The following is a 12,762-nucleotide window of genomic DNA, read 5'->3' on the forward strand; positions in this document are numbered from 1 at the left end:
CCATTGAACCAGCGGCCACGCAACGACTCGCCCGAACCGGACGAAGTGCCCGGCGAATCGCCTCGGATACCCCATCTCAACTGCGGCGATATCGATCACGACTCGCCGCGGACGGCATCCGATATTGGCCACGCCCCGCCCGCGATGGTGTGGTGCACCGGTGACTTCCTCCGCTACCGAGCACCCGATCCGCAGACGCCTCGCGGCCGCCGCACTCGCGCTCGCCACACTGACCTTCACCGCGTGTTCCTCCCAACCCGCAGCCTCGAGCGAAACCTCGGTCGCGCCGGACACCTCGTCCGCCGACACCACCCAGTTCGCCGGCCTGGAATCGAAATACGGTGCGCGACTCGGTCTCTCGGTCACGGATACCGGAACCGGCGCCACCGTCGCCTACCGGGCCGACGAACGTTTCCCCATCGCCTCCACCTTCAAGGGCCTGGCCTGCGGTGCCCTCCTGCAGGCGCACCCACTCTCCACCGGCTACTTCGACCAGGTCATCCACTACACCGCCGCAGACCTGGTGGAGTTCTCACCCGAGACCGAGAAGCACGTCGACACCGGCATGACCGTTGCGGCCCTCTGCCATGCCACCATCACGCTCTCCGACAACACCGCGGGTAACCTGGTGCTCCGATTGCTCGGTGGCCCAGCGGGTTTCACCGCATTCCTGCGCACTCTCGGTGACAACGTGACGCGCCTGGACCGCTGGGAAACCGAACTCAACACCGCCATCCCTGGCGACGAACGCGACACAACCACCCCGGCCGCCCTGGCCGCCGACTACCGCGCCCTCGTCCTCGGCGATGCCCTCGCCGCACCCGAACGCACCCAGCTCGCCGACTGGCTGAAGGCCAACACCACCGGCGGCAAACGTATCAAGGCCGGTCTACCCGCAGACTGGACTGTCGGCGACAAGACCGGCACCCCCGCCTACGGTTCAGCCCTCGACGTGGCTATCGCCTGGCCGCCGAACCGCCCGCCCCTGGTGCTCGCGGTCCTGTCGACGAAGTCCGAGCAGGACGCCGAACCGTCCAACGAACTCCTCGCCGAGGCGACGAAAGTAGCGGTGGCCCAACTCAATTGACCCGCCACCCCGCTCGCACGGAAGAGGCGCACAGCTGCGGGTCGTCCCCTGCTCCGACGAACAACGCGGTGAGCATCGGGACGCCGTGATCGAGTGCCTCGGCGGGCAACGGTCCGGTCGCCACCAGTGCGGCCAGCCCGTGCCCGATCACCCAGCTCTGCGTCGCCAGTTCGAGGGGGTCGACCTCGGCCCGGAAGCGGTTGAGGTCGCGGGCACGCGCCACGGCGGCCACCAGCCGCTCCAAGGTCGCATCGGCGGCCGGCGCGTCCTCGAGTTCGAAACCGGCGTCGAACATCACCCGGTACAGATCGGGTTCGGCCAGCGCGTTGGCGAGGTAGGCGCTGCCGAGGGCGGCCAGGTCGCGCACGGGATCGCCGGTGTCGGGCACATGGGCGAGGCGCGCGGCCAATCGGGTGAACCCCTCCTGCCGCACCGCCCGCCACAACCCGTCGATGCCGTCGAAATAGGTGTACACGGCCATCGTCGACACCTCTGTCCCGGCGACGAGCCCGCGCAGCGTCACCGGTTCACGCGCCGCGACCATCTGCGCCGCCCGCTCGATCAACATCGACCGCACCGCCGGATTCCGCGTTCTACCCATGGCGCCACATTACATAACAGCGTTATGGTTATGGCACCGACGATGGGAGCGAGCATGACCGTGGAACTGATCAATCCGGACGGGCTACCCAAGCCCGAGGTGTACCGACAGCTGTCGATCGCGACCGGCTCACGCCTGGTCTTCCTGGCCGGGCAAGTGGCGCGCGACGCCGACGGAAACCCGGTCGGTGCAGGCGATTTCGCGGCCCAGGTGGAACAGGCCTACCTGAATGTCGGCACCGCGATGACCGCGATCGGCGGATCCTTCGACGACGTCGCGAAGCTGACGATCTACGTGGTCGACTGGAACGCCGACAAATATCCGCTGCTGGGCGAAGGAGTGAGTCGCGCGGCCGCGAAAATGGGTGTCGACCCGGTCAAACCGATCACCTTGATCGGCGTGGCGGCCCTGGGCGAACCCGACCTGCTCGTCGAGGTCGAGGCGACCGCGGTGCTCGACTGATCACCCTGCGCGGTACCGGCCGGGGGCCACACCGTATTCACGTTTGAAGGCTTTGCCGAAGGCGTATTCGGAGCTGTAACCGGTGCGCCCGGCGATGGTGGCCAGCGGGTGGTCGGTCTCGCGCAGGAGCCGGGCGGCGGTGAGCATCCGCCAGCGGGTGAGATAGGCCAGGGGCGGTTCGCCGAGCAGGGTGGTGAAGCGCTTGGCGAACGCGGCTCGGCTCAAACCCGCACGGGCGCCCAGTGATTCGACGGTCCAGTTGTGGCCCGGGTCGTCGTGCACGGCCCGCAGCGCGCGCGACAGTTCGGGATCGGTGAACGCCACCGACCACCGTGTGGTGTCATGGGTGGCGCTCTCGGCGAGCCAGGCGCGCAACAGATAGAGCAGGAGCAGGTCGAGTAGCGGTGGGACGGCCGCGTCGGCGCCGGGGCGGGCGCCGCTGAGTTCGGCGGCGAGCAGGTCGACGGCGGCGCGCAACGACGCGTGCGTGCCGAGTCGGGCCGGAATGTGTACCACCTCGGGCAATTCCGCGAGCAATGGATGGGTGCGGTCGGCGGCGAGGTGATACGACCCGCACAGGAGGGTGGCGGGGGCGCCGGGGCCGTCGACCACTCGGACGTCGTCGGGTCCCGCGGTCTCGGTGAACGTGCTGGTGAGTTGATCGACCAGACCATGGGCGACCCCGCGCGGCATCAGCACCGCGTCGCCCGTACCGAGCGCGATGGGTTCGGCCCCCGGCCTGGTGAGCCAGCACGAACCTTGCAGGACGACATGGAAACCGGCACCTTCCATCAGCGGATACCTGCGGCCCCACGGCGCGTGCCGCACGAACATCCCTGACGCCGGGTCGCCGGTTCGCGCGGTGGCCAACACATCACTGAGCAGATCCATAACCGATGACGATACCTCCGAAGACGCCTGGATATCTTGTGTGGATCCTGGATGATTTCGCGTCCTGACATCTGCTCATACGCTGAGTTCATCAACCGAATGAGCAAGGAGCAGGACATGAAGATCGCCGTGTACGGGGCCAGTGGACACGTCGGCCGTTTCGTGGTGGCGGAACTGGCTCGCCGGGGAATCGACACCATCGTCGTGGGACGTAACGCCCAGCGGCTGACGGACTTCGGCGTACCTGCCCGGGTCGCCGCAGCCGACGATCACTCCGCGCTGGTCGCCGCCTTCACCGGAGTCGACGTGGTTATCAGCACCCTGCCCGACTACACCGGCACCGGCGAGGGCGTGCTGGGCGCCGCCGTCACCGCGGGCGCGAGCTATGTGGACGTCGCGGGCGAACAACTGTTCGCCCGCAAGGTGTTCGACGAATACGGGCCGCTCGCCGAGGCCGCGGGCGTCACTCTGGTCACGGCCGTCACGGAGGCGGGCGTGTTCGGTGACCTGCTCGCCCACCTCGGTGCGCGGCGGCTCGGCGGTGCCGACGAGATCGTGCTCAGCCATGTCGTCGCACCCGGTGGTGAGGGTTCACGTGGCAGTATGCGCACGGTGCTGCGCAATCTGGACGTCTTCACCAGTGGTGGTCTTTCCTGGTCCGACGGCGAATTCCGCACCGGTCCCCAGCCGCGCCGGGACACCCTGCTCCTGCCCGGCGCCACCGACCCTGTCGCGGTGCTGAAGTTCCCACAGCCGGCCGTGGTGACGATCCCGCGCCATACCGCGGCCACATCGGTGGAAGGTGTGCTGGCCGAGGAGATCTTCGCGATGGTCGGCACCGTCACCGAGGCCGACCTGGAACGCGCGCCCGAAACACCCTCCGCCCCGGCGCCGTACTCGATGGTGGTCGACATCCACCGTGACGGAAAAACACTGCGCGGCACCGGAAGCGGGCCCGACACGTACCGCAACAGTGCCCAGCTCGCGGTGACGGTAGCGACCCGCATCGGCGCGGGCGCGAAACCGGGCGCGCAGTCACCGGCCGAACTGTTCGACCCGGTCGAATTCCTCGACGCACTGGGCGAATTCGGCATGACCTGGTCGCTCGGATGAACAAACCCGCACGCCGGGCGGTCGCCTTCCTCGCGACGGTGACCGCCCTGGTGCTGGTCGCCTGCGGCACGCGTGAGCCGGCACCCGAGTGGTCGAGCGTGTGGGCGGCGGCCGCCCAGCATCCAGCGACCCAGAACTGGTCGGCCGACGGCTTTGCCGACGAGACCGTCCGCCAGGTCGTCCGTCTGACGGACGGCGGCCCGCAGGTCCGGGTCCGGCTGTCGAATCGCTACGGCACCGAACCGCTGGCCGTCGCGAGCGCCACGGTGGCTCGTAGTGCGGGCGGCGCCGCGGTGGCACCCGAGTCGATGCACCCGTTGACAGTGGCCGGCTCGACCACCTTCGATCTCGCCCCCGGCGCCGACGCGGCGAGCGACCCGATTCCCCTCCCGGTCGCCGCCGGGGAGGCGGTCACCGTCACGCTCTACTTCGCCCGCGCGACCGGCCCGGCGACCCAGCACGCGCAAGCTGCCACGACCAGCTTCCGTGCCGCAGGCGACCACGCGGCCGAACCGACCGCGACGCCCTTCACCGAGACCTCCCGCTCCTGGTACTACCTGACGGGCATCGACGCGATCGGCGCGGAACGGGAGGTCACCGTCGTCTTCGGCGATTCCATCACCGATGGCTACCGCTCGACTGTCGACACCGACCAGCGCTACCCGGACCAGCTCGCCCGCCACCCGGGCACCGGACCGCACGCGGTCGTCAACGCGGGTATCAGCGGCAACCGGCTGCTCACCGACTCGACCGTGCTCGGGGACAGTGCCCGCCTCCGCTTCCGTCGCGACGTCCTCGAACAACCCGGCGTCGACACGGTGATCGTGCTCGTCGGCATCAACGACATCGGCCTGGCCGGGACCACCGGCCCCGATGGCGTCTTGTCCCCGAATGTTTCGGCCGGCCAGCTCATCGCGGGTTATCGCGAGCTGATCGGCGAAGCCCGCGCGGCCGGTGTTCGCGTGATCGGTGCGACCCTGCTGCCGTTCGGCGGTTCGGTGTACTACTCACCCGGCAAGGACGACCTGCGAGCCCAGGTGAATTCCTGGATCCGCACCGGCAACGCCTTCGACGCGGTGGTGGATCTGGACCGTGCCCTGGCCGCACCGGACGACCGGAGCAGACTGGCACAACAGTTCGACAGCGGAGATCACCTGCACCCCAACGACCTCGGCTACGGTGCTATGGCGACGGCCATAGCCGACGCGGGTGTGCTGTGATGCTCGACAGCGGCGAGGCTGTCACCAGCGCCGGAAGAGACCACCGGGTCAACAACCGGTGAACCCTGACTGCTCGAGTGGCAGTCGGGGCGAGGGCTCGATATGCTCGCCCCGTTATCGAAACGGGCTGCCTTGCTGCATGTTTGGCTCGAGGATTGGTGGTTGGGGGCCTGTGGTTACTGCGGAAGTCGGGCCGGTGACGCACGCGACCGGGGACCGCACGACAGCGGGACCGGCGGGGTACGTGGTGCTGAGCGCCGCAGTGGTCATCGTGGTGATCGCCGCGCTCACCGTGGTTTTCGCGCCCCCTCTCATCGGCGTTCCCGTGCTGGTCGGGGCGTTGGTCACGGCGCTGATCGCCTGTCCGGCGGTATTCGTCGCGCTGCGCCAAACCGCGAAAGCCGATCTCTCCGCCGCCGCCGCGCAGCGCGCCGAACAGCAGCTGGCGGCCACCGTCGCCGAGGCGACGCAGCGCATCGCGAAGGCCGAGGAAAACAGCTCCGCCTACGCCTGGGAGGCGCAGGAGAATTCGCGTCGCGGTGCCGCCGCGCTCGCGGCCTTCGCCGGTGCCGCCAGCCGTATCCAGGCCATGACCACCAGCATGCTCGCCGAACTGCGCGAGATGGAACACCGTCACGCCGACCCCCGCGTACTCACCGACCTGCTCCACATCGACCACCGCACCGCCCAGACCGGCCGCCTCGCCGACAGCATCGCGGTCCTGAGCGGCGCCCGCACCGGTCGCCGCTGGGCCAAACCGATCGCGATGGAGTCGATTCTGCGTGGTGCGATGGGCCGCGTGGCCGGGTATCAGCGCGTGCGCTTGCGCGCGGTGGCCGAGGTCGGTATCGCCGGGCACGCCGCCGAAGGCGTGATGCACGCACTGGCCGAACTGCTCGACAACGCCTGCAACTTCTCCCCGCCCACCACCGAGGTGCATGTCTACGCGGCGGAAGTGCCTGCGGGCGTTGTCATCACGATCGAGGACAGCGGTCTGGTGATGAGCGAATCTGCCCTGCGCCGCGCCGAGGCCGCTGTGAGCGGACGCGACCACAAGGGCAAGGGCGCCGACCTGGCCTCCCTCTCGGGCACCCGGCTCGGGCTGGCCGTGGTCGGAAACCTCGCGCGCAAACACGATCTCACCGTGTCGTACCGGCCCTCGGCCATCGGTGGCACGGCGGTGGTCGTCGTCGTCCCGCGCGAACTCACCGCCCGCGCCGAACGCCGGGGCCGCGACACGGGCCGCCACGCCGCGCCCGCCACCCAGCGTGCCGACACCGGCGGCATCCAGCTCACCAACCTCGGCCAGTTCGACGCACCGACCCCGCGGCCGACACCGCACACCGAGAACGGCGACCTCGGCTGGGCCGACGCCATCGCCCGCCAGGTGTCACCACCCGCCGGTGAGGCCGCCCACTTGCCTACGGCGACCACCCCGGCGCTGCCCAAGCGCCGTCGCGGCAGCACTCTCGCGCAGGTCCATCCCGAAGGTCTCACCCCGCCCGCGCCCACCCAGGCGACGCCGGCGAAACCCTCGGCACTCGGCGCCTTCCAACGTTCTGCCCGCACCGAGCCGCGCACAGGCAGCGCCGCCTCTGCCCCAGACCCTCAGGAGGACCGATGACCACCACCGCCGCGACCAATCTCGGCTGGTTGCTCGAGAAACTGCTCGCCCGCACCCCACGCACCCGCCACGCCCTGCTGCTCTCGGGTGACGGCCTCAAGATCTGCCACACCCCGGAACTCGACACCGACCGCGCCGACCAACTCGCCGCGATCGCCGCCGGTTTCCAGAGCCTCGCGCACGGGGCCTCCGTCGAATTCGGTGACGGGCGAGGCGGAGTCCGCCAGTCGATGACCGAGTTCTACGGCGGCATCCTGTTCGTGGTCGAGGCCGGACTCGGCGCGCACTTAGCGGTGATCGCCGCCGAGGACGCCGACGCGGGCCTGGTCGGGCACACCATGCACGAACTGGTCGAGCAGCTCGGCGAACACCTCGCCGCCCAGCCGCGCCGAGGAACTCCGTAATGCTCGGCCGCGACGACGATCCCGACCGGTTCTACACCCTCACCGGCGGCCGGATGCCCGCCGACGACGACTTCGACCTGGTCACCCTCGTGGTCAGCGAGTCGGCGCCGAACGCGGGCATGACCTCCGAACAGGTCGCGATCCTCGAGCTGTGCGTGGCGCCGACCGCCGTGGTGGAGATCGCGGCCGAACTGCGGCTGCCGGTGGGCGTGGCGACGGTTGTGCTGTCGGATCTGCTCGCCGCGGGCAAGATCACCATCAGGCCACCGCTGTCGGCGGCGATGAATCTGGATCTTTCCACCCTCGAGAAGGTGCTCGTTGGACTTCGCAGGCTCTGAAGACGTACCCGAGCGGTCACGAGCGCCGCTGCACAGCACGGCGCGGCACGGGTTGAAAATCGTCATCATCGGCGGATTCGGTGTCGGCAAAACGACATTGGTCCGGTCGGTGAGCGAGATCCGCCCCCTCGACACCGAGGCGACGATGACCGACGTGGGTGTCGGCGTCGACGACGCGAGCGGCGTACCGGGCAAGTCGACCACCACCGTCGCCTTCGACTTCGGCCGCATCAGTATCGACGACGAGCACGTCCTGTATCTCTTCGGCGCCCCTGGGCAGCAACGGTTCTGGTTCCTCTGGGACCGGTTGTTCGCCGGTGCGCTCGGTGCGATCGTGCTCGTCGATCAGCGGCGCATCGCCGATTCCTGGTATGCCATCGACCGCCTCGAACACCAGGGCACGCCATTCGTGGTCGCCTGCAACGACTTCGGAGAATCACATGCCCCCGAGGCGGTGCGCGACGCGCTGGACCTGGACCCGGCGGTCCCGCTGCTGATGTGTGACGCCCGCTCGCGTGAATCGAGCAAACAGGTACTCATCGCCCTGATCGAGCACCTGTATTCTGTTGTTCCACAGGGGGAGAGCGTCTCATGAGCACACCGACAGGCGCCTGCCCGGTCACCGGCGCCGTCCCGCTGAGCGGCCCCGAGTTCCATATCGAACCGCACGAGGTGTACCGGCGGATGCGCCGCGAACACGGCCCGGTCGTCGCCGTCGAACTGCCCGGCGGCTTTCCCGCCTGGCTGGTGATCGGATACCGCGAACTGCACCAGGTGACCAGCGATCCGGTGCTGTTCCCGCGCGATGTGTCGCTGTGGAACCAGTGGGGTCGCGTGCCCGAGGACTGGCCGCTGCTGCCGATGGTCGGGCGGCCGATGCCCTCGATCTATTTCACCGCCGGTGCCGAACACCGCCGCCACCTGGCCATGGTCGAACCCGCGCTCGACGCGGTCGACCACTTCGAATTGCGCCGTGCCTGTGAGGAACTCGCCGATCAGCTGGTCGACCGGTTCTGTGGGCGCGGCACCGCCGACCTGGTCGCCGAATTCGCCGAACCGCTACCGGTGCTCGCGCTCGGACGCATCCTCGGCCTGCCCGACGCCGATGCCGCCGACCTGGCGCTGACCATGAAGACCCTCGCCGACGGCGGCGCCGACGCCCAGGCCGGGCACCTGCGTTTCGCCGAGCACATGGCCCGCCTCGTCGCCGCCAAGAAGGCCCGCCCCGGCGGTGATCTCACCTCGTTGATGCTGGCCGACCCCGAGCCGTTCACCGACGAGGAATACATGAACGACCTGATGGCGATCGCCGCCGCGGGTCACCTCACCACCGCCGACTGGCTCGGCAGCTCGATGCGGCTGATGCTCACCGACGAACGCTTCGCCGCCGCACTCGGTGGCGGCAGGCGCAGCGTCGGCCAGGCCATGAACGAGGTGCTCTGGGAAGAGGGGCCGACCTCCATCCTGGCCGGTCGCTGGGCCGCCCGCGACACGCGCCTGGGCGACCGCACCATCCGCGCCGGGGACATGCTGCTGCTCGGCCTGGCCGCTGCGAATCTCGATCCGCATGTGCGCCAGTCGTTTTCCGACGGCGACACCGTACCCACCGGCAACAACGCGCACTTCGCGTTCAGCTACGGCGAATACCGCTGCCCGTACCCGGCGCAGCAGATCGCCGAGATCATCGCTCGAACCGGGATCGAGGTGCTGCTCGACCGGCTCCCCGATGTCGACCTGGCGGTTCCGGCCGACCAGCTCACCCGGCGACCTTCGGCTTTCCTTCGGGGCATGCAAGCACTGCCCGTTCGTTTCACCCCTGTTCGACCCGTCGGAGGTTTCTCGTGAGTTCGCAATGCCCTATCGCCATCGACCCCATGGTCGGTGATCTCGCGGGGGAGACCGCCCGACTTCGTGACGCGGGGCCGATCACCCGGATCGACCTGATGGGTGTGACGGTGTGGACCGTCACCGACCACGCCCTGGCCCGCCAGTTGACCACCGACACCCGTCTGGTGAAGGACATCAACGCCTGGAAACTGTTCGCCGACGGCGTCGTCGGCAACCAATGGCCGCTGATCGGGATGGTCGACGTCGACCGCTCGATGTTCAGTGTCGACGGCGCCGAACACCGCAGGCTGCGGCTCAAGACCGCCCAGGCGCTGGCCCCGCGCCGGCTCGAGGAACTGCGCCCGCGGATCGAAGCACTCACCGCCGAACTCCTCGACGACCTCGCCGCGGCCGGTGCCGACGGCACGCCGGTGGACCTCAAGCAGGTGTTCGCCTACCCGCTGCCCATGCGCGTGGTCGGCGACCTGATGGGTGTCGCGCGCGAAGACCACGCCCAGCTGCTCGACTGGTACAAGAAGTTCTTCTCCGTGATGACCCCGCAGGACGAGCGCCTGCGCGTGATCGGCGAACTGGACGTGTACTTCACCGACCAGGTGCGCAAGAAGATCGCCGACCCGGGCGACGATCTCACCTCGGCGTTCGTCGTCGCCGACGAGGGCGGCGAGGCGCTCACCGAGGAGGAGGCGATCGGCAATATCAAGGCCCTCGTCGCCGCCGGGCACGAGACCACCGTGAGCCTCATCGTCAACACCGTGCGCGCGCTGCTCAACGAACCCGAGCAGTTGGCGAAAGTCCTTGCAGGCGAAGTGGACTGGAAGCAGGTCATCGAGGAGTCGCTGCGCTGGGACGGACCCGTCTCGCACCTGCTGATGCGCTTCGCCACCGAGGACATCACCGTGGGCGACACCGTGATCGAGAAGGGCGAGGGTGTGGTGATGTCCTACCGCGCCGTCGGCCGCGACTTCGCCGTGCACGGTGAGACCGCCGACGAATTCGACGTGACCCGCTCGACCGCCAACCGCCACCTGGCCTTCGGCTACGGCCCGCACATCTGCCCCGGTGCGGCACTGTCGCGGCTCGAGGCCGCGATCGCGCTGCCCGCGCTGTTCGCCCGCTTCCCGAACCTGCGCCTGGCCGTGCCCGACAGCGAACTCGGCAACCTGCCGGTGCTGACCCAGAACGATCTGGCCGCGCTGCCGATCACCCTGAACTGACCGGCGTCGGGGGGGGGGGCGGGGGGGGGCGGGGGGGGGGGGGGCCCCCCGCGAACCAACACCCCAAGCCCCCCCCGTCCCCCCGCGGGCGCCGGCCCGCGCGGGGGTCACTGTCCCCCCGGCCCCGACGCTCTACTTCACAGACCCAGATCGCGGCCGATCAGTTCCTTCATGATCTCGTTCGAACCCGCCCAGATCTTGGTGACCCTGGCGTCCATCCAGGCCCGCGCCACCCGGTATTCACGCATGTAGCCGTAGCCGCCGTGCAGCTGCACACAGGCATCGAGCACATCGTTCTGCACCTGCGCCGACCACCATTTGGCCTTGGCGGCGTCGACGGCCGACAGCTCACCGGCGGTGTGCGCGGCGAGGCACTGATCGATGAACGCCTGCGTGACCTCCACCTTGGTGACCAGCTCGGCGAACAGGAATTTGTTGTACTGGAAGCTGCCGATCTGCTGCCCGAAAGCCTTGCGCTCCTTGGCATATGCCAGCGTCTCGTCCAGGATCGCCGCTGCGTGGGCGATGTTGGAGGCGGCGGCGCCGATGCGTTCCTGGGGCAGCATCTGCATCATGGTGATGAAGCCGCGGTCGAGCTCGCCCAGGCGATTGGCGTCCGGGACGCGCACATTGTCGAAGAACAGCTCGGCCGTGTCGGATTCGGGCTGGCCGACCTTGTCGAGTTTGCGGCCGCGGGTGAAGCCGTCCATGCCGTTCTCCACGACGAACAGGGTGATGCCCTTGGCCTTCTTCTCCGGGCTGGTCCGGGCGGCCACGATCACCAGGTCGGCGTTGAACCCGTTGGTGATGAAGGTCTTGGAGCCGTTGATGATCCAGTCGTCGCCGTCGCGCACGGCGGTGGTCTTCAGCGCGGCCAGGTCGGAACCACCCGACGGTTCGGTCATGCCGATGGCCGTGATCAGCTCGCCGGTGCAGAACTTCGGCAGCCAACGCCGCTTCTGCTCGTCGGTGGTCAGCTCGACCAGGTAGGGGGCGCACACGTCGAAGTGGATGCCGAACGACGACGAGATCGCCGCACCGGCCTTGGCCAGTTCCTCGCCGAGTACCGCGTTGAACCGGTAGTCACCGGCATCGCTCCCGCCGAATTCCTCCGGAACCCCGAGCCCGAGATAGCCCAGTTCGCCTGCGGCCAACCAGGTTTCGCGATCGATCGCGCGCTGTTCGATGAACTTCTCGGCCTTCGGTTCGATCGAACGCTTGACGAATTCGGCTACCGAGGCACGGAAGGCCTCATGGTCCTCGGTGTAGAGGGTGCGCTTCATTCCTACAGTGTACGAATGGCGCCTGGGCCGATGTCAACGCGAACGGAAAGCCTTGTCTCCGGACACGAAAAAGCTCCCCGGTCGGTGGACCGGGGAGCTCATCTGTAGCCCCGACGGGATTCGAACCCGCGCTACCGCCTTGAGAGGGCGGCGTCCTAGGCCGCTAGACGACGGGGCCAGAACAGCAATTCACCAGCGTGAACCGCGCGGAACATACCTTAGCCGACGACCGGGCGATCGACCAAAACGGGCGGCAGAAGGCCCGCTCATCGCCGTGGGGCCTCTTATTGCGTCCACGGTCAGTCCGGGAACTCGAGCTCGGCTTCCTGGTCGGCCTCGAGCAGGAAATAGCCGAGGAATGTGACGCCGTCGTGGCGGGCGTCGAAGCGGGCGATGCGAACATGCGCGGGTTCGTAGAACACGTCGCCGGGGCGCAGGATCGTGGGTTCTTTTCCTTCGACTTGGTATACGGCGGAGCCGGATTCGATGCTGCCGAAGACCGGTCCGTTGTGGACGTGGAGGCCACCGGAGAAGTCAGGGGCGAGCGTGATGCGCCTGATCTCGACGCGGTGCAGGGCTTGCGGTGATGGCAGCACCTGGTCGAGAAGAGTCGTGCGGACCACCGACGCTGGGCCGGCTTCGGGGCTTGGGTCAGGCATGGCGAGGTCGTTCCGTTC

Annotated in this window: 14 protein-coding genes and 1 tRNA gene; 10 read left to right on the plus strand and 5 right to left on the minus strand. The window is 68.6% G+C overall.

All coding sequences use genetic code 11. The features are described 5' to 3' along the window. Window positions 1-160 precede the first annotated feature (160 nt). Window positions 161-1,087: a class A beta-lactamase gene (gene bla / locus LDL21_RS05385; protein WP_225279008.1), complete on the plus strand. Its 927-nt coding sequence runs from the start codon at window positions 161-163 to the stop codon at window positions 1,085-1,087. Here the strand turns inward: bla and LDL21_RS05390 are convergent. Further along, window positions 1,080-1,688: a TetR/AcrR family transcriptional regulator gene (locus LDL21_RS05390; RefSeq protein ID WP_225279009.1), complete on the minus strand. Its 609-nt coding sequence runs from the start codon at window positions 1,686-1,688 to the stop codon at window positions 1,080-1,082. The two genes, bla and LDL21_RS05390, sit on opposite strands and share 8 nt — an antisense overlap. Before the next feature lie 54 nt (window positions 1,689-1,742). Here LDL21_RS05390 and LDL21_RS05395 point away from each other — a divergent pair, with 54 nt between their 5' ends. Beyond that, window positions 1,743-2,150 (plus strand): RidA family protein, encoded by a 408-nt coding sequence (locus LDL21_RS05395; RefSeq protein WP_225279010.1) that lies wholly within the window; start codon window positions 1,743-1,745, stop codon window positions 2,148-2,150. Here the strand turns inward: LDL21_RS05395 and LDL21_RS05400 are convergent, their stop codons facing one another. Next, entirely contained in the window at window positions 2,151-3,041 is an 891-nt protein-coding gene (locus tag LDL21_RS05400; protein WP_225279011.1) for an AraC family transcriptional regulator, read from the minus strand. A 117-nt stretch (window positions 3,042-3,158) separates the two neighbouring features. On the opposite strand from LDL21_RS05400, the gene LDL21_RS05405 reads away from it, so the two are divergent. The 8 genes from LDL21_RS05405 (at window position 3,159) to LDL21_RS05440 (ending at window position 10,802) form a co-directional block, all read left to right on the plus strand. After that, a complete protein-coding gene (locus LDL21_RS05405) occupies window positions 3,159-4,154 on the plus strand; it encodes a saccharopine dehydrogenase NADP-binding domain-containing protein (RefSeq protein ID WP_225279012.1) in 996 nt (331 codons plus the stop codon). Next, window positions 4,151-5,374: an SGNH/GDSL hydrolase family protein gene (locus LDL21_RS05410; protein ID WP_225279013.1), complete on the plus strand. Its 1,224-nt coding sequence runs from the start codon at window positions 4,151-4,153 to the stop codon at window positions 5,372-5,374. Before LDL21_RS05405 ends, LDL21_RS05410 begins: the two co-directional genes overlap by 4 nt. 196 nt (window positions 5,375-5,570) lie before the next feature. Next, window positions 5,571-6,998 carry a sensor histidine kinase gene (locus LDL21_RS05415; RefSeq protein WP_225279014.1) on the plus strand — a complete coding sequence of 476 codons (1,428 nt, stop codon included), beginning with the start codon at window positions 5,571-5,573 and terminating at the stop codon, window positions 6,996-6,998. Further along, window positions 6,995-7,402, plus strand: coding sequence for a roadblock/LC7 domain-containing protein (locus LDL21_RS05420; protein ID WP_067491837.1), 408 nt, complete (start codon window positions 6,995-6,997; stop codon window positions 7,400-7,402). Before LDL21_RS05415 ends, LDL21_RS05420 begins: the two co-directional genes overlap by 4 nt. Further along, window positions 7,402-7,740 carry a DUF742 domain-containing protein gene (locus LDL21_RS05425; RefSeq protein WP_225279015.1) on the plus strand — a complete coding sequence of 113 codons (339 nt, stop codon included), beginning with the start codon at window positions 7,402-7,404 and terminating at the stop codon, window positions 7,738-7,740. Before LDL21_RS05420 ends, LDL21_RS05425 begins: the two co-directional genes overlap by 1 nt. Before the next feature lie 52 nt (window positions 7,741-7,792). Further along, a complete protein-coding gene (locus LDL21_RS05430) occupies window positions 7,793-8,335 on the plus strand; it encodes a GTP-binding protein (protein WP_225279016.1) in 543 nt (180 codons plus the stop codon). Beyond that, window positions 8,332-9,585 (plus strand): cytochrome P450, encoded by a 1,254-nt coding sequence (locus LDL21_RS05435; RefSeq protein WP_225279017.1) that lies wholly within the window; start codon window positions 8,332-8,334, stop codon window positions 9,583-9,585. Before LDL21_RS05430 ends, LDL21_RS05435 begins: the two co-directional genes overlap by 4 nt. After that, complete coding sequence (locus LDL21_RS05440) at window positions 9,582-10,802, plus strand: cytochrome P450 family protein (protein ID WP_225279018.1); 1,221 nt, start codon at window positions 9,582-9,584, stop codon at window positions 10,800-10,802. Before LDL21_RS05435 ends, LDL21_RS05440 begins: the two co-directional genes overlap by 4 nt. 137 nt (window positions 10,803-10,939) lie before the next feature. Here the strand turns inward: LDL21_RS05440 and LDL21_RS05445 are convergent, their stop codons facing one another. From LDL21_RS05445 to LDL21_RS05455, 3 genes are all read right to left on the minus strand, one after another. Then, complete coding sequence (locus LDL21_RS05445) at window positions 10,940-12,085, minus strand: acyl-CoA dehydrogenase family protein (protein ID WP_225279019.1); 1,146 nt, start codon at window positions 12,083-12,085, stop codon at window positions 10,940-10,942. Between the two features lie 105 nt (window positions 12,086-12,190). After that, a tRNA-Glu gene (locus LDL21_RS05450) sits at window positions 12,191-12,263 on the minus strand. A 121-nt stretch (window positions 12,264-12,384) separates the two neighbouring features. Then, entirely contained in the window at window positions 12,385-12,744 is a 360-nt protein-coding gene (locus LDL21_RS05455) for a cupin domain-containing protein (RefSeq protein WP_225279020.1), read from the minus strand. Window positions 12,745-12,762 lie beyond the last annotated feature (18 nt).

The sequence above is a fragment of the Nocardia rosealba genome, assembly GCF_020216065.1.
Classification (GTDB): Bacteria; Actinomycetota; Actinomycetes; order Mycobacteriales; family Mycobacteriaceae; genus Nocardia; species Nocardia rosealba.

What these genes read in the sequence shown, in the direction of transcription:
- LDL21_RS05390 (WP_225279009.1), bottom strand. Translation starts at nt 1,688, where the DNA reads ATGGGTAGAACGCGGAATCCGGCGGTGCGGTCGATGTTGATCGAGCGG.
- LDL21_RS05395 (WP_225279010.1), top strand. Translation starts at nt 1,743, where the DNA reads ATGACCGTGGAACTGATCAATCCGGACGGGCTACCCAAGCCCGAGGTG.
- LDL21_RS05400 (WP_225279011.1), bottom strand. Translation starts at nt 3,041, where the DNA reads ATGGATCTGCTCAGTGATGTGTTGGCCACCGCGCGAACCGGCGACCCG.
- LDL21_RS05405 (WP_225279012.1), top strand. Translation starts at nt 3,159, where the DNA reads ATGAAGATCGCCGTGTACGGGGCCAGTGGACACGTCGGCCGTTTCGTG.
- LDL21_RS05410 (WP_225279013.1), top strand. Translation starts at nt 4,151, where the DNA reads ATGAACAAACCCGCACGCCGGGCGGTCGCCTTCCTCGCGACGGTGACC.
- LDL21_RS05420 (WP_067491837.1), top strand. Translation starts at nt 6,995, where the DNA reads ATGACCACCACCGCCGCGACCAATCTCGGCTGGTTGCTCGAGAAACTG.
- LDL21_RS05425 (WP_225279015.1), top strand. Translation starts at nt 7,402, where the DNA reads ATGCTCGGCCGCGACGACGATCCCGACCGGTTCTACACCCTCACCGGC.
- LDL21_RS05435 (WP_225279017.1), top strand. Translation starts at nt 8,332, where the DNA reads ATGAGCACACCGACAGGCGCCTGCCCGGTCACCGGCGCCGTCCCGCTG.
- LDL21_RS05445 (WP_225279019.1), bottom strand. Translation starts at nt 12,085, where the DNA reads ATGAAGCGCACCCTCTACACCGAGGACCATGAGGCCTTCCGTGCCTCG.
- LDL21_RS05455 (WP_225279020.1), bottom strand. Translation starts at nt 12,744, where the DNA reads ATGCCTGACCCAAGCCCCGAAGCCGGCCCAGCGTCGGTGGTCCGCACG.